General features: G+C 72.1%; 14 protein-coding genes, 1 tRNA gene and 2 pseudogenes. 13 read left to right on the top strand and 4 right to left on the bottom strand.

Annotation, left to right across the window (positions count from 1 at the left end; genetic code table 11):
• Nucleotides 1–2 precede the first annotated feature (2 nt).
• Nucleotides 3–1,253, bottom strand: a pseudogene (gene mshD, locus AC0VXQ_RS08275) (mycothiol synthase); the annotation flags it as partial.
• Here mshD and AC0VXQ_RS08270 point away from each other — a divergent pair.
• From AC0VXQ_RS08270 to AC0VXQ_RS08260, 3 genes and pseudogenes are all read left to right on the top strand, one after another.
• Nucleotides 1,252–1,470: a hypothetical protein gene (locus tag AC0VXQ_RS08270; protein WP_475528314.1), complete on the top strand. Its 219-nt coding sequence runs from the start codon at nt 1,252–1,254 to the stop codon at nt 1,468–1,470. The pseudogene mshD and the gene AC0VXQ_RS08270 overlap by 2 nt on opposite strands.
• 12 nt (nt 1,471–1,482) lie before the next feature.
• Nucleotides 1,483–2,724: pseudogene (locus AC0VXQ_RS08265) on the top strand (aminotransferase class III-fold pyridoxal phosphate-dependent enzyme); the annotation flags it as partial.
• Between the two features lie 305 nt (nt 2,725–3,029).
• Nucleotides 3,030–3,590, top strand: a complete 561-nt coding sequence (locus AC0VXQ_RS08260; RefSeq protein WP_358293282.1) for a VanW family protein — start codon at nt 3,030–3,032, stop codon at nt 3,588–3,590.
• A gap of 64 nt (nt 3,591–3,654) precedes the next feature.
• Here AC0VXQ_RS08260 and AC0VXQ_RS08255 read toward each other — a convergent pair whose 3' ends face one another.
• A complete protein-coding gene (locus AC0VXQ_RS08255; RefSeq protein ID WP_058730694.1) occupies nt 3,655–4,341 on the bottom strand; it encodes a winged helix-turn-helix transcriptional regulator in 687 nt (228 codons plus the stop codon).
• Between the two features lie 210 nt (nt 4,342–4,551).
• On the opposite strand from AC0VXQ_RS08255, the gene AC0VXQ_RS08250 reads away from it, so the two are divergent.
• The 3 genes from AC0VXQ_RS08250 to ygfZ all read left to right on the top strand — a co-directional run bounded on the left by AC0VXQ_RS08250 (nt 4,552) and on the right by ygfZ (nt 7,283).
• Nucleotides 4,552–5,241 carry a hypothetical protein gene (locus AC0VXQ_RS08250; protein ID WP_058730693.1) on the top strand — a complete coding sequence of 230 codons (690 nt, stop codon included), beginning with the start codon at nt 4,552–4,554 and terminating at the stop codon, nt 5,239–5,241.
• Nucleotides 5,242–5,475: 234 nt separating this feature from the next.
• Nucleotides 5,476–6,096: a nitrobindin family protein gene (locus AC0VXQ_RS08245; RefSeq protein WP_058730692.1), complete on the top strand. Its 621-nt coding sequence runs from the start codon at nt 5,476–5,478 to the stop codon at nt 6,094–6,096.
• A complete protein-coding gene (ygfZ, locus tag AC0VXQ_RS08240; RefSeq protein WP_475528310.1) occupies nt 6,093–7,283 on the top strand; it encodes a CAF17-like 4Fe-4S cluster assembly/insertion protein YgfZ in 1,191 nt (396 codons plus the stop codon). The genes AC0VXQ_RS08245 and ygfZ overlap by 4 nt, the downstream gene beginning before the upstream one ends.
• 131 nt (nt 7,284–7,414) lie before the next feature.
• On the opposite strand, the gene AC0VXQ_RS08235 is transcribed toward ygfZ, so the two are convergent.
• Nucleotides 7,415–8,449: a 6-phosphofructokinase gene (locus AC0VXQ_RS08235; RefSeq protein WP_055684619.1), complete on the bottom strand. Its 1,035-nt coding sequence runs from the start codon at nt 8,447–8,449 to the stop codon at nt 7,415–7,417.
• 193 nt (nt 8,450–8,642) lie between these two features.
• A complete protein-coding gene (locus AC0VXQ_RS08230; protein ID WP_475528306.1) occupies nt 8,643–9,851 on the bottom strand; it encodes a pyridoxal phosphate-dependent aminotransferase in 1,209 nt (402 codons plus the stop codon).
• A 240-nt stretch (nt 9,852–10,091) separates the two neighbouring features.
• On the opposite strand from AC0VXQ_RS08230, the gene AC0VXQ_RS08225 reads away from it, so the two are divergent.
• The 7 genes from AC0VXQ_RS08225 (at nt 10,092) to rplL (ending at nt 14,504) form a co-directional block, all read left to right on the top strand.
• Nucleotides 10,092–10,164, top strand: a tRNA-Trp gene (locus tag AC0VXQ_RS08225).
• Nucleotides 10,165–10,253: 89 nt separating this feature from the next.
• Complete coding sequence (secE, locus tag AC0VXQ_RS08220; RefSeq protein ID WP_055684617.1) at nt 10,254–10,520, top strand: preprotein translocase subunit SecE; 267 nt, start codon at nt 10,254–10,256, stop codon at nt 10,518–10,520.
• Nucleotides 10,521–10,616: 96 nt separating this feature from the next.
• Nucleotides 10,617–11,531, top strand: a complete 915-nt coding sequence (gene nusG, locus AC0VXQ_RS08215) for a transcription termination/antitermination protein NusG (RefSeq protein ID WP_058730687.1) — start codon at nt 10,617–10,619, stop codon at nt 11,529–11,531.
• A gap of 239 nt (nt 11,532–11,770) precedes the next feature.
• Nucleotides 11,771–12,199: a 50S ribosomal protein L11 gene (gene rplK, locus AC0VXQ_RS08210; RefSeq protein ID WP_058730686.1), complete on the top strand. Its 429-nt coding sequence runs from the start codon at nt 11,771–11,773 to the stop codon at nt 12,197–12,199.
• 157 nt (nt 12,200–12,356) lie between these two features.
• Nucleotides 12,357–13,052 carry a 50S ribosomal protein L1 gene (rplA, locus tag AC0VXQ_RS08205; RefSeq protein ID WP_055684614.1) on the top strand — a complete coding sequence of 232 codons (696 nt, stop codon included), beginning with the start codon at nt 12,357–12,359 and terminating at the stop codon, nt 13,050–13,052.
• A gap of 387 nt (nt 13,053–13,439) precedes the next feature.
• Nucleotides 13,440–13,979 carry a 50S ribosomal protein L10 gene (rplJ, locus tag AC0VXQ_RS08200; RefSeq protein ID WP_475528302.1) on the top strand — a complete coding sequence of 180 codons (540 nt, stop codon included), beginning with the start codon at nt 13,440–13,442 and terminating at the stop codon, nt 13,977–13,979.
• A 135-nt stretch (nt 13,980–14,114) separates the two neighbouring features.
• Nucleotides 14,115–14,504 (top strand): 50S ribosomal protein L7/L12, encoded by a 390-nt coding sequence (gene rplL, locus AC0VXQ_RS08195; protein ID WP_055684612.1) that lies wholly within the window; start codon nt 14,115–14,117, stop codon nt 14,502–14,504.
• Nucleotides 14,505–14,536: the final 32 nt, after the last annotated feature.

Raw genomic sequence — 14,536 nt, 5'->3', positions numbered from 1 at the left:
AGGGAGCGGTACAGGCTCACCGCCGGGGCGTTGTCCGCGTCCACGTACAGGACGATGGCGGCCAGCGGCTCCTCCTGCGCGTCCTCGCCGGTGCCCAGGCGCGCCAGCCAGTCCATGCCGGCCAAGGTCAGGGCCTTGCCCAGCCCGGTGCCCTGCGCGTCCGGGGCCACGCCGACGGCGTAGACCTCGCCCTCGCGCGGGCCCTGCTGATCCGTCTCGATCTTGGTCCAGTGGAAGCCCAGCAGCCCGGAGCCGCCGTCGGCGCCTTCGGAGGTCTCGGCGAGGAAGAAGCCCTCGGGGCGGAACCAGTCCTCGGCGGTGCGGGCGTCCAGGTCCGCGCGGGTCAGGCGGCCCTGCTCGGGGTGCTCGGCGAAGGCCTGGGCGTTCAGGCGCAGCCAGGCCTCGGCGTCCTCGGGGGTCCAGGTGCGCAGGTGCACCGGGGCGGCGGGCTCATGGGCGGCGGCCTGCTCGGCGATCGAGCGGCGGGCGGCATCGGTGAGCTCCAGGCGCATCTTCCACAGCTCGCGCACCGCGTGCAGCCCGAGGTCCTTGGCCAGCTGCACGGCGGCCAGGGGCGCGGAGTACTCCCGGGAGTCCCCGGCCAGCCCCGAGCCGTGCACCCAGGCGCGGTAGCGGGGCAGGTCCTCGCCGAGGCCCTCCTCGCCCAGGGCGGTCTCCAGCAGGGCCCGGCCGAGCCCGGCGCCGCGTCGATCGGGGGCGACGACGGCCTCCAGCGTGCCGGTGGACTCCTCGTCCTGCGGGTCCGGGGCGGTGGCCACGGCCGCGGCGAGCGCCTGCCCGTCCTCCTCGGCGATGACCAGCAGGATCCGCTCGGCGTCGTCGCGGGCGGCCCGGCGCAGCTGCAGGAGGGTCTGCTCGGAGAAGGGGGCGGCGCCGTCGTGCTCGCGGGCCTGCTCGGCCAGGCGCTCGACGGCGCGCACGCGCTCGGGAGTCGGGGCGAGGACCGCGGGGTGCGGCTGCCCGCTGGGGGTCTGGGAGGGGTTCTGGGTGTGCAGCTCGGCGGAAGTGGACACGTGGACGTTCCCGTTTCTCTCGCGGCCAGGATCGCGCCGCGCACGCGCGACGACTGCTCCCAGTCTACTGCCCGCCCGGTGCGACGGCGCAGACGTCGTTCCGACGGTGCGCGCCGTCGTCCGGCGGCAATGCGCGGGAAACACGCGGCTCCTAGGCTCGCCGTACGCCGCGCCGGACCCGCCCCGGGACGACCTCCGGCACGAGGAAGGACCCGCCATGACCGTCACCTCCGCCCGCATCACCCCCGTCTCCGACGCCTGCGGGCAGGCCGATCCCGCGCCCGGTGCGGATCCGGGCCGGACCTCGGAGATCGACACTCTGGGGATCGACACCCAGGAGATCGCCGCCCAGCATCGGGATCACGTACTGCAGTCCTGGTCCGTCTCCGGGGGCCCGGTGCACACCATCACCCGGGCGGAGGGGATCTGGCTGTGAGATGAGACCGGTCGGCGGATCGCGGACATGTCCTCGCTGATGGTCTGCGCCAACCTCGGCCACGGCCACCCCCGCATCGCCGAGGCGATCGCCGAGCAGGCCCGCCGCTTCTGCTTCATGTCCCCCGCCTTCGCCACCGAGCCCAAGTCTCGGCTGGCCGCGCGCCTGGTCGCCCTGGCCGGGCGGGAGCACTTCGCCCGGGTGATGTTCACCAACGGCGGGGCGGAGTCCAACGAGCACGCGCTGCGCATCGCCCGCACCGTCACGGGCCGGACCAAGGTCTTCTCCAGCTACCGCAGCTACCACGGGGCCACGGCCGGGGCCGCGCAGGCCACCGGGGACTGGCGCCGGCTCGGGGCCGAGCAGGGCGCGGGCGCGGGCTTCGTGAAGTTCCTGTCCCCGCACCCGTACCAGGACGGCTGGTCCGGCGAGGCTGCGGACGCCGCGGCCACGGAGCGGGCCCTGGCGGATCTGGAGCGCCAGCTGCGCTTCGAGGGCCCGGAGACGGTCGCCGCGATCATCGTGGAGCCGGTGGTCGGGGCCAACGGCGTCATCATCCCGCCGGAGGGCTACCTGCCCGGGCTGCGGCGGCTGTGCGACCGGTACGGGATCCTGCTGATCTTCGACGAGGTGATGACCGGCTTCGGGCGCACCGGGACGATGTTCGCCTGGCAGGGCTTCGGCGTCGTGCCGGATCTGATGACCTTCGCCAAGGGCGTGGACAACGCGGCGGTGCCGCTGGGCGGGGTGCTGGTCTCCCGGGAGATCGCCCGGTTCTTCGAGGAGCACCCGCTGCCCGGCGGGCTCACCTACTCCGGGCACACCCTCGCGTGCGCCGCGGCCAACGCGGCCCTGGACGCCTACGAGCAGGACGGGGTGCTGGAGCACGTGGCGCAGATCGCCCCGGTGCTCGCGGACTTCCTGGACCGGATGGCCCGGGAGCACGAGTGCGTGGGCCAGGTGCGCCACCTCGGGATGTTCGCCGCGGTGGAGCTGGTCTCGGACCGGGAGGCCCGCACCCCGCTGGTGGGGTACCGGTCTTCGGACCCGGTGATGAAGCGGATCATCGGTCGGCTGTACGACCGGGGCTTCAGCACCTTCGGGCGGGAGAACACCCTGCACGTCAGTCCGCCCCTGACGATCACCACCCAGGAGCTGGAGCAGGTCCTGCCGATCCTCGACGAGGTGCTCGGCTGGGTGGACCGCGAGATGCTGCCGGCCCGGCGGGCCGCGGCGAAGGATATGGAGGACTGAGCCGTGCCGGGCCGCGGGACGGGGCTGGGCGGATGCCGCGCCGTGGGCTATCTTCTGTGATATGGCTCGCAGACTCTTCTCGGACATCTCCCCGCTGACGTATCAGATCGCGATCCAGCGGCAGCGCCTGCAGCGGCACCTGGCCGACCTGCCGCGGCGTCGGAGCTTCGCCGCGCAGCGCAGCGCCGAGGATCTGCCGACGCGGATCTACGGGCACAACTCGCTGATCCGGCGTCGCCTGGGCAGCACGGAGCAGCACCTGCAGAAGGGCAAGGCCCGGTCCCTGGCCATCGCCGCCCCCCCTGGTGGACGGGATCCTGATCCGGCCGGGGCAGACCTTCTCCTTCTGGCGGCTGGTGGGCAACCCCACCGCCGCCCGCGGCTTCCAGCCCGGGGTGGTCATCCAGGGGGACCACGCGGAGTCGGGCATCGGCGGCGGGATGTGCCAGTTCACCAACCTGCTGCACTGGATGGCGCTGCACTCCGAGCTGACCATCACCGAGCACCACCACCACTCCGGGCTGGACCTGTTCCCGGACTTCAAGCGCCAGATCCCCTACGGCACCGGGACCTCGATCATCTACAACTTCCTGGATTATCGGGTGCACAACGGCACAGACCGCACCCACCAGTTCCGGGTCGCCGTGGACGGGGAGCACCTGCGGGGCCAGCTGCGCGCGGAGCGGCCGGGGGAGTTCAAATACCACATCCTCGAGGAGGACGCGTACTTCTACGAGGACGCCGACGACGCCGGGGCCGCCCAGGTGCGTCGGCACAACGTCATCGTGCGCGAGACCCGCAGCCGACGCACCGGGGACACCATCGGGCGCGAGCGCCTCCTGGAGAACGACGCCCTGGTGTGCTAAGACCGCGAGCTGGTGCGCGGGACCATCCTGGCCGCCAAACCCGGGGCCGCGAGCGGCTGAGCCGTCAGCCCTTCGGCGCGTGCATCGAGTAGCCGACGTTGCGCACCGTGGTGATCATCTGCTCGTGATCCGCCCCGAGCTTGGCCCGCAGGCGCCGGATGTGCACATCCACGGTGCGCGTGCCGCCGTAGTAGTCGTAGCCCCACACCTCGCTGAGCAGCTGGGCGCGGGTGAACACGTGCCCGGGGTTCTGCGCGAGGAACTTCAGCAGCTCGAACTCCTTGTACGTCAGGTTCAGCGGCTGCCCGTCGATCCGGGCGCTGTAGCCCGCCTCGTCCACGACGACTGCCCCGCACCGGATCAGCTCCGCGGCGGGAGCGGGGGCGGGGGTGGGGCTGCGACGGTCGCCCAGCAGGAGGCGCAGCCGCGCCTCGGCCTCGGCCGGGCCGGCGTCGGGCAGCAGGAAGTCGTCCACGGGCCACTCGGGGGTCACCGCGCTGAGCGTGCCCTCCGTGAGCACCGCCAGGATCGGCAGCTCGGGGGCCTGGGCGCGCAGCAGCCGGGCGGCGTTGCGCGCCTGCAGCACCTGCGCGCGGGCATCCAGCAGCAGCAGGTCCGGGCCGTGGCGTCGGATGGAGTCCAGGCTCGTCCCCAGGCCCACGCGGTGCACGTCATGGGCGAGCAGCTCCAGGGCGGGCAGGGCCGCCGCGGCCTGCTCGGCGGTGTCGCTGAGGACGAGGATCTGGGACACGGAGGCTTCCTTCCCTCGGTCACGGGTGCGGGATGCGACCGCGTCTGTGCGGACGAGCACAGTATAGGCCGATGGCGCGGGGACCCGGCGAGCCCCCGACGTCGGCCACGGCGCCCGGTAGACTCGGCACCGTCCGCCCTCGGGCGCCGCCAGGCCCGTGCCGGCCCCGCGCCGTCGCCCGCCCCGATCGATTCAGGAGGCCCGCCCGCCGTGACCCCGTCAGCGACTCCCACCCGCGGTGAGCGGCTGCGCAGCGCCGGGCGCTCCGGCCCCTCCCGCTACCGGCTCGTCGCCGGATCCGCCGTCCTGGGCCTGGCCGTCTCCCTGCTGTGCGCGGTGTGGGCCCCGCAGGCCTCCGCGGTGGCCACCGTCGCGATGGTCCTGGTCATCGCGTGGGGTTGGCCGGCAGCCTCCGGGGTGGCCCAGCAGCGCGGCGGGGAGGTGTTGCCGGTGCACACCGGGATCATCGGCGCCAGCGGCTTGGCGGCCTGCGCGGTCGTGTTGCTGACGGCCTCGGCCTCGCTGGTGACGCTGCTGCCGGCCGTCGTCGCCGTGGGGGTGCTGGCCTGCTTCATCGGGGAGCTGGTGCGCGGGGAGGGGGCGCCCGCCCGGCTGGAGTCCGTGATCTCCGCGGTGACCGGGGTGCTGGCCGCGGTCAGCTCCGCCGGGTGGATCGCGATGGCCCTGGTGCACGAGCAGACCCGGGCTGGGTGGGCCGTGTGGGTCTGCGGCGCGGTGATCGCGGTGCTGATCGCCGGGGTCGGCGTCCGGCTGATCGCGGCGGGGCCTGCGGATGGCCCGCGGCGCGGGGCCGTGACCCTCGGGCTGGTGCCGGTCGCGTTCTTCGGGATCCTGGGCTGCGCCGGAACCTTCCTGCTGCTGCGCGTGGTAGCTTGGTGACCATGATCATGGCACTCGAGATCTTCTTCCTGTCCCTGCTGGGCCTGGCCTCCCTGGGCATCGCGGGCTCCGCGGTCCTCGTGGTGGCCCGGCTGTTCAAGGGCCAGAAGTGACCCATCGACGCTGACCGCCGCGGCGGTCGCGCGAACGGGCCCCGGGCACTGCCGCCCGGGGCCCGTTCGCGTCCGAGGGAAAGCCCGCGCGGGCCTGAGGCTGCGCGCCTAGGATGGGGCCATGGCTATCGAGATCCCCTCAGACATGACTCCCGAGCTCGTCCCCTTCGCCTGGCTGCTCGGCCAGTGGGAGGGCGTGGGCGTGCTCGGCTACGGCCAGGACGTCCCCGATCGGCAGTTCGGGCAGATCGTCTCCTTCACCCAGTCCGGCCTGCCGTTCATCGAGTACCGCGCCGAGTCCTACCTGCTGGACGAGGAGGGGCAGCGCACCCGCCCCATCAGCGTGGAGACCGGCTTCTGGCAGCTGGGCCGGAAGCTGCAGGAGGGCGACCTCGGCCCCGGGCTCATCCCCGGCGCGGCCGAACCGACTCTGGCCACCGCCGCGGACGTGGAGAGGCTGCGCCGAGAGGAGGGCGGCTTCGAGATCACCGCGAACATCAACCACCCCGGCGGGGTCAGCGAGCTGTACGTGGGCGTCATCGACGGGCCCCGCATCCAGATGGCCACCGACGCCGTGATGCGGGCCGAGGGAGCCAAGGAGTACACCGCCGCCTCCCGGATGTACGGGCTGGTCAACGGCGAGCTGATGTGGGCCTGGGACATGGCCGCCCTCGGGCACGAGATGGCCTCCCACGCCTCCGCGCGCCTGCGCCGCACGGACGCGGCCGAGGTGGTGCGGTGAGTCCCGAACGCTCACCCCTGCTGGACCGGCACGGCGCGGTGCCGGCGGAGGCCCCGGACCAGGCGGTCCCCGCCCACTACGGCGACCCCCTGCGCGAACAGCGCCGCCTGGCCCGCTCCACCCCCGCCTCCCCGGTGCTGGTGGACTCATCCCACCTGGGCGTCGTCGAGGTGACGGGGCAGGACCGGGCCAGCTGGCTGACCACCCTGTCCTCCCAGGTGCTCACCGGCCTGCCCGCCGGGTCCTCCGCGGAGCTGGCCCTGCTCTCCGCGCAGGGGCGGCTCGAGTACGTCCCCCACGCGATCATCGGCGAGGACCGGATCCTGCTGATCGTGGAGCCGGGGCAGGAGCAGCCGCTGACGGCGTTCCTGGACTCGATGCGCTTCATGCTGCGGGTGCAGGTCCGGGCGGCCGCCGCGGACTGGGCCGTGGTGGGGCTGCGTGTGGACCCGCGGGATGCCGCCGTGCTGGCGCCGTTCCTGGCGCGCGCGGGCGAGTCCGGGCTGCCGCTGGTGTGGCGGGACCCGTGGCCCGGCGTCGTGCCCGGCGGCACCAGCTACGCCGCCATCGCGGAGCACCCCGGGGCCCAGCGCACCTGGTACGAGGCCCTGGTGCCGCGCGAGCGGCTGCCGGAGCTGGCGGGCCTGGCCGAGGCGGACCCGGCGCCGCTGGGCTGGGCCGGGCTGTGGGCCGCGGAGGCCCTGCGCATCGAGGAGTGGCGCCCGCGCGCCGCCCGGGAGATCGATGAGCGGACCATCCCGCACGAGCTGGATCTGATGCGCACCGCCGTGCACCTGGCCAAGGGCTGCTACAAGGGCCAGGAGACCGTGGCCCGCGTGCACAACCTGGGCCACCCGCCCCGGCGCCTGGCCTTCCTGGACCTGGACGGCTCGGAGCACACCCTGCCCGCTCTCGGCTCGCCGGTCTACGCGGAGGGTGGCACCCGTGCGGTGGGGCGGGTGACCTCCGCGGCCCTGCACCACGAGGCCGGGCCCATCGCCCTGGCCGTGCTCAAGCGCTCGGTGGACCCCGCCGCCGCCCTGCGGGTGGTGGATCCGGGGCAGCCCGGTGAGGACGGGGAGCCCGCGGAGACCGTCTACGCCGCGGCCCAGACCGTGATCGTGGACCCGGAGGCCGGGCAGGTGGCCGGCCGACGGCACCGCGCGGACTTCCTGCGCCAGCCGTGATGTCCGGCTAGCCCGGCCGCACCGACGACGACGGCCCGGCCGTCTCCCCTCGCGATGAGGGAGGACGGCCGGGCCGTCGTCGTGCTCGGCCGGGCGGCGTCGGTGGGCACCGGCGCCCGGCCGACGCGGGATCAGCGTCCGAAGAGGGTCTTGGCCTCCTCCCAGCGGTCCTGCGGAACCTCCTTCAGCCCGGAGTCCAGGGCTTCGTGGAAGCCCACGCGCACCACGTCGGTGCCGTGCAGGGCCACCATCTTGCCCCACTCCTTGTCGTGCACCAGGTCCACCACGTTCATCCCGAAGCGGGTGGCCAGCACGCGGTCGAAGCTGGTGGGGGAGCCGCCGCGCTGGATGTGCCCCAGCGTGGTGTTGCGGGTTTCGATGCCGGTGAGCTTCTCGATCTCCCGGGTCACGTACTCGCCGATGCCGCCCAGGCGCGGGCGACCGTCCTTCTCCACGCCCTTGTCGTGCATGACCTCGTCGAAGCCCTCCGGGATGAAGCCCTCGGCCACCACGACCAGCGGGGAGCGGCCGCGGTCGTGGACCTCCTTGGCCCACTCGGCCACCTGCGTCATCGGCACCTGCTGCTCCGGGATCAGCACGGCGTGCGCGCCGGCGGCCATGCCGGAGTGCAGCGCGATCCACCCGACGTGGCGGCCCATGACCTCCGCGACCATGCAGCGGTGGTGGGACTCGCCGGTGGTGCGCAGGCGGTCCATCGCATCCGTGGCGATCTGCACCGCGGTGTCGAAGCCGAAGGTGTAGTCCGTGCCGTTGAGGTCGTTGTCGATGGTCTTCGGCACCCCGACGACGGGCAGGCCGGCGTCGGCCAGGCGGCGGGCCCCGGCCAGGGTCCCCTCCCCGCCGATCGCGACGACGGCGTCGATCTGGTTCTTCTCCAGCACGATGGAGATGTTCTCCGGGCCGCCGTGCGGGCCATCGTAGGGGTTGGTGCGGGAGGTGCCGAGGATCGTGCCGCCGGTGCGGGCCAGGCCGCGCACCTTGGTGCGGGGCAGATCCATGATGTCGTCCTCCACGAGGCCGCGCCAGCCGTCCCGGAAGCCCACGAACTCGTCATCGTAGGTCTTGACTCCGTTGAGCACGGCGCCGCGGATCACGGCGTTCAGGCCGGGGCAGTCCCCGCCGCTGGTGAGCAGTCCGATCTTCATGGTGGTCTCCTCGACTGATGGTTCGGATGGATTCGTCAACCGGAACCAGTCTAGCGAGCGGTTGCGTTTCTGTGGAGTCGGCAGAGGCCGTGGTTCCGCTGAATTCCGGGGAATCACGGCCTCAGGGCGAGGGGAGTCACACTTCCGACATGTGGGTTCGTGTGGGAATCGGCGGTCGGCTCGGGTGGTGCGCTCAGGCGGCGTCGGCCAGCAGCCGCTGGATCCGCCCGACGCCCTCGCGCAGATCCTCCTCGCCCAGGGCGTAGGACAGGCGCAGGTATCCGGAGGGGCCGAAGGCCTCACCCGGCACGACGGCGACCTCCGCTTCCTCCAGGATCAGGGTCGCCAGGTCCTGGGAGGACTCGATGCGCCGCCCGGCGATCTCCCGGCCCAGCAGGGCGGTGACGTCCGGGTAGGCGTAGAACGCGCCCTGCGGGACGGGGCAGGAGAAGCCGGGCACCGCGTTGAGCCCATCCACGATGAGCCGGCGGCGGGCGTCGAAGGCCCGGCGCATCGCCTCGAGCTCCTCCTGCGGGCCCGTCAGGGCCGCCAGCGCAGCCCGCTGGGCGATGTTGTTGACGTTGGAGCTCAGGTGCGACTGCAGGTTGGTCGCGGCCTTCGCCACGTCGGCCGGCGCCACCAGCCAGCCCACCCGCCAGCCGGTCATCGCGTAGGTCTTGGCCACCCCGCTGAGGATCACCAGGTTCTCCCGCAGCTGCGGGGTGGCTTCGGCCAGGGAGGTGAAGGGGGTGTCGTCGTAGGTGAGCCGCTCGTAGATCTCGTCCGTGATCACGAAGATCCCCTTCTCCGCGGCCCACGCCCCGATCGCGGCGGTCTCCTCGGGGGAGTACACCGCCCCGGTGGGGTTGGAGGGGGAGACGAAGATCAGCGCCTTGGTGCGCTCGGTGCAGGCGGTCTCCAGCTGCTCCGGGGTCACCTTGTAGCCCTGCTCCGAGCCGGCGAAGACCTCCACGGGCTCGCCCCCGGCCAGGCGGATCGCCTCGGGGTAGGTGGTCCAGTACGGGGCGGGCAGCAGGACCTCGTCCCCCTGCCCGATGACGGTCGCGAAGGCCTCGTAGACCGCCTGCTTGCCGCCGTTGGTCACCACCACCTGGGAGGCCTCCACCTCCCAGCCGGAGTCCCGCGCCGTCTTCTCGGCGATGGCCCGGCGCAGCTGCGGCAAGCCCGCGGCCGGGGTGTAGCGGAAGTTCGCCGGGTCATCCAGGGCCGCCCGGGCGGCGTCGACGATGAACTCCGGGGTGGGGAAGTCCGGCTCGCCCGCGCCGAAGCCGATGACCGGGCGCCCGGCGGCCTTCAGCTCCTTGGCGCGGGCGTCCACCGCGAGGGTGGCCGAGGGGGCGATCGCGCTGATGCGGGCGGAGATGCGCTCGTGGGAGGTCATGGTCGGGGCTTCCTTCGACGTCGGGGGCGGTGGCCGGTGCGGGACCCGCGGCGCGGGCAGCCCGCCCAGCTCCCATCCTAGGGTCGGGCCTTGCGCCCGGGCCGGGATCGACGGCGGATTGCGCCGAGCGCGGGCTCTCGGCTACAGTCGGTACCCGGTACTCACCCCCTGAGGATCCCGCGCGCCGTCACGGGCCCCGACGCGGAGGAGAGTCGCCGCGGAAGGCCCGGGGCCTTCCGAAGGGCAGTGGCGCAATTGGTAGCGCAGCGGTCTCCAAAACCGCAGGTTGCAGGTTCGAGTCCTGTCTGCCCTGCACGCACCCCGTCGTCGCGGCCCGTCCGCGGGGACCGGGGCCCCAGGGTCCCGAACGCTCGTCGCACGTCGCAGAAAGGGGCGGATCCCATGGCCAAGGCCGCCGCCGCAGGAGGAGCCGGGATCGAAGACGCCCGGGCCCGCGGCTTCTTCGGGAGGATCTTCCTCTTCCTCCGCCAGGTCCTCGCCGAGCTGAAGAAGGTCGTGACCCCCACCGGCCGCGAGCTGGTCAACTACGTGATCATCGTCCTGATCTTCGTGGCCTTCATGCTGCTGCTGATCTCCGGTCTGGACTTCCTCTTCGGCAAGGGAGCCTTCTGGCTGTTCGGCAACGGCCAGTCCATGACCGGACAGTAGTCCGCACCGTCCGTCCGATCCCCGGTCCGCTCGCGCGGACCCGCCCCCGGCGGGGCGGCGTCCGGCGCACCCTCCCAGAAAGCAGGAACAGCAACAGTGTCCGAGCAGGAACGCGAGAACGCCGAGGGCGTGAGCCCCGAGACCCCGACCAACCAGACTCCCGACGCCGAGCAGGCCGGCACCCCGGAGGAGGTCTCCCCGGAGCAGGCCGCGCAGGCCGCCGCCGCGCAGGCGGGGGAGTCTCGCTCCGGCTTCGAGAACACCGACGCCGGGCTGATCGCGGCCACCGACGCCCAGCCGGAGAACCCGGAGAAGGGCTTCGAGGACACCGCGGCCGAGGCCGCGGAGGCAGTCCAGGCCCAGGAGGGCTCCGAGGCGGCCGAGGAGGAGCAGCCGGACCCGATGGCCGAGTTCCGCTCCAAGCTGCGCCGCCAGGAGGGCGACTGGTACGTCATCCACACCTACGCCGGCTACGAGAACCGGGTCCGCACCAACCTGCAGACCCGCGCGCAGTCGATGAACATGGAGGACGACCTCTTCGAGATCCAGGTCCCCATGGAAGAGGTCGTGGAGATCAAGAACGGCCAGCGCAAGACCGTGCGCCGCGTGCGCATCCCGGGCTACGTGCTGGTGCGGATGAACCTCACCGACGAGTCCTGGGGCGTGGTGCGCCACACCCCCGGCGTCACCGGCTTCGTCGGGCAGGACGCCTACAACCCCGTGCCGCTGCGTCTGGACGAGGTCGTGGACATGCTGGCCCCGGTCTTCGAGGCCGAGCAGGTGGAGGCCGCCAAGCAGGCCGGCGAGCCCATCCCGGAGCCGCTGGCCCCGCAGGTCAGCGTCGGCTTCGAGATCGGGGAGTCCGTGGTCGTCAAGGAGGGCCCGTTCGAGACCCTCCCGGCGACCGTCAACGAGATCAACCCCGAGGCCCAGCAGCTGGTGGTCCTGGTCTCCCTCTTCGAGCGCGAGACCCCCGTGACCCTGGGGTTCAATCAGGTCTCCAAGATCTGATCCGCCAGGCTCCGACGGCGCCCGCCGCCTCCCGCACCGGGAGACGACGGGCGCCGTCTGTCTGTGAGGTGGGCCGCTGCGGGTGGAGCCCGACCCCCGCCGCGGCGTAGAGTGGATGGTTGCGTGTGCGCACCCGAACGCTGGGGTGCGCCCTCACGCCGGTCGCCGCGCCACGGCGGCCACCCGCCGTCGTGCGCTCCTGCGCGGCGGTCCGTCCCACGTAAGCAAAGGACCAAGCATTGGCTCCCAAGAAGAAGGTCTCTGGCCTCATCAAGCTGCAGATCCAGGCAGGCGCCGCCAACCCGGCCCCGCCGGTCGGCCCGGCCCTGGGTCAGCACGGCGTCAACATCATGGAGTTCTGCAAGGCGTACAACGCCGCCACGGAATCCATGCGCGGCAACGTGGTGCCGGTGGAGATCACGGTCTACGAGGACCGCTCCTTCACCTTCATCACCAAGACCCCGCCGGCCGCTGACCTGATCAAGAAGGCCGCGGGCGTGCAGAAGGGCTCCGGCATCCCGCACACCAACAAGGTCGGCAAGATCTCCATGGACCAGGTCCGCGAGATCGCCCAGACCAAGATGCCCGACCTCAACGCCAACGACATCGACGCCGCCGCGAAGATCGTCGCCGGCACGGCCCGCTCCATGGGCATCACCGTCGAGTAGTCCCCTCGCCTCCACCGCGAGGCACCGGCATCATCCCGATGCCGACCCGAAAGACCCGCCGCCGCGGCGGGCCGTCCGCAGCGCAGCAGGCGCCGGGCGTGTGGCAGGATCGCGCGCGATCCGACAGACCACGACTGCACAAGGAGAGAGCAAGCAGATGGCACAGCGCAGCAAAGCGTACAAGGCAGCCGCCGAGAAGATCGAGGAGGGCCGCCTCTACAGCGCCCCCGAGGCGATCGCCCTGGCCCAGGAGATCAACAGCTCCAAGGCCGACCCCACCGTGGAGGTCGCCATGCGGCTGTCCGTGGACCCCCGCAAGGCCGACCAGATGGTCCGCGGCACCGTGAACCTGCCCAACGGCACCGGCAAGACCGCCCGCGTGGTCGTCTTCGCCCAGGGTGACAAGGCCGCCGCCGCCGAGGAGGCCGGTGCGGACTTCGTCGGCTCCGATGACCTCATCGCCCGCGTGGCCGGCGGCTGGACGGACTTCGACGCCGCCGTGGCCACCCCGGACATGATGGGCAAGGTCGGGCGCCTGGGCAAGGTCCTGGGTCCGCGCAACCTGATGCCGAACCCCAAGACCGGCACCGTGACCATGGACGTGGCCAAGGCCGTGGGCGACATCAAGGGCGGCAAGATCGACTTCCGCGTCGATCGCAACGCCAACCTCCACTTCATCATCGGCAAGGCTTCCTTCACCCAGGAGCAGCTGGTGGAGAACTTCCGCGCCGCCGTCGAGGAGATCGTGCGGCTGAAGCCGTCCTCCTCCAAGGGCCGCTACATCTCCAAGCTGACGGTGGCCACCACCTTCGGTCCCGGCGTGCCGGTGGACCCCTCCGTCGCGGAGAAGTGAGCCGCAGGCGCAGCTGAGCCTCGGTGAGCCGCCGCCATGGCGGTCGCAGCGCCCCGTCGGATCCGGTCAGGCACCGGGTCCGGCGGGGCGTTCTCGCATCCGCACCTCGCGTGCCGCGCCCCCGCCCGCTGGCGCATCCGCCGCGGGTGTGGTTCAATGGAGACACCAAAGACCGCCGGTCGTAGGTTCGGTCATGCCGCCAGGCAGACCAATCCGCCATAAGAGTCCCGCGAGGACGGCCAGCGCAGGTGACCGTGACACGCCGAACCCCCGGGTTCCTCTGCCCAGCGCATCGAGGATTCCGTGAGGGGAGCGTCGCCCCGCCGCCTGCGCGGGGCTTTTTTCGTGGGCTCATGGGCGCCCGGCATTCAGACCGGAAGGAGAACCATGGCGACACCGGAGAAGGCAGCCGCCGTAGCGGAGCTGAGGGATCTTTTCTCCTCCTCCACTGCCGCTGTTCTGACTGAGTACCGTGGTCTCACCGTGGCGAAGCTCAAGGAGCTGCGCCGTTCCCTCGGTGAGCACGCCGAATATGCCGTGGTGAAGAACACCCTGACCGCGATCGCGGCCAGGGAGGCGGGCGTCGAGGGCCTGAACTTCGACGACCTGCAGGGCCCCACCGCCGTCGCCTTCATCACCGGGGAACCGGTGGAGGCGGCCAAGGGCCTGCGCAACTTCGCCAAGGAGAACCCCCAGCTGATCATCAAGAGCGGTTACTTCGAGGGTAAGCCGCTCAGTGAAGCTGACGTCATCAAGCTTGCGGATCTTGAATCTCGCGAGGTGCTGCTGGCCAAGGTCGCCGGTGCCGCCAAGGGCACCATGGCCAAGGCCGCCGCACTGTTCCAGGCACCGCTGTCCAAGACCGCGCGCACCGCCGAGGCGCTGCGCGTCAAGGTCGAGGAACAGGGTGGAGAATCCGCTGCCTAAGGCATTCTCCGCGAATGCCGACAGCCGCTGATCCGCTCGCGGATCGCACGCTGTGCCTGGTGCCCACCCGGGGCCAGGGAACCAAGATCCGTTGCAGTTCCGACCTGCAACCAGACGAAGTGAGGAGCCAATCACATGGCTAAGCTGTCCATCGACGAACTGATCGAGGCCTTCAAGGAGCTCTCCCTGATCGAGCTCTCCGAGTTCGTGAAGACCTTCGAGGAGACCTTCGACGTCACCGCTGCCGCCCCGGCCGCCGTGGCCGCCGCCCCCGCCGCCGGTGGCGACGGTGGCGCGGACGCCGCCGAGGAGCAGACCGAGTTCGACGTCATCCTCGAGGGTGCCGGCGACAAGAAGATCGCGGTCATCAAGGAGGTGCGCGCCCTGACCTCCCTCGGCCTGAAGGAGGCCAAGGACCTGGTCGACGGCGCCCCCAAGGCCGTCCTCGAGGGCGCCTCCAAGGAGGACGCCGAGAAGGCCAAGGAGCAGCTCGAGGGCGCCGGCGCCACCGTCACCCTCAAGTAAGGACGCTTCTCCCCGCACCGGGGAGAGCCCCT

Source organism: Rothia sp. QJM3NY_36 (assembly GCF_056173115.1).
The sequence above is the reverse complement of the archived record's forward strand: the minus strand, read 5'-3'. Positions and strand labels throughout refer to the sequence as shown.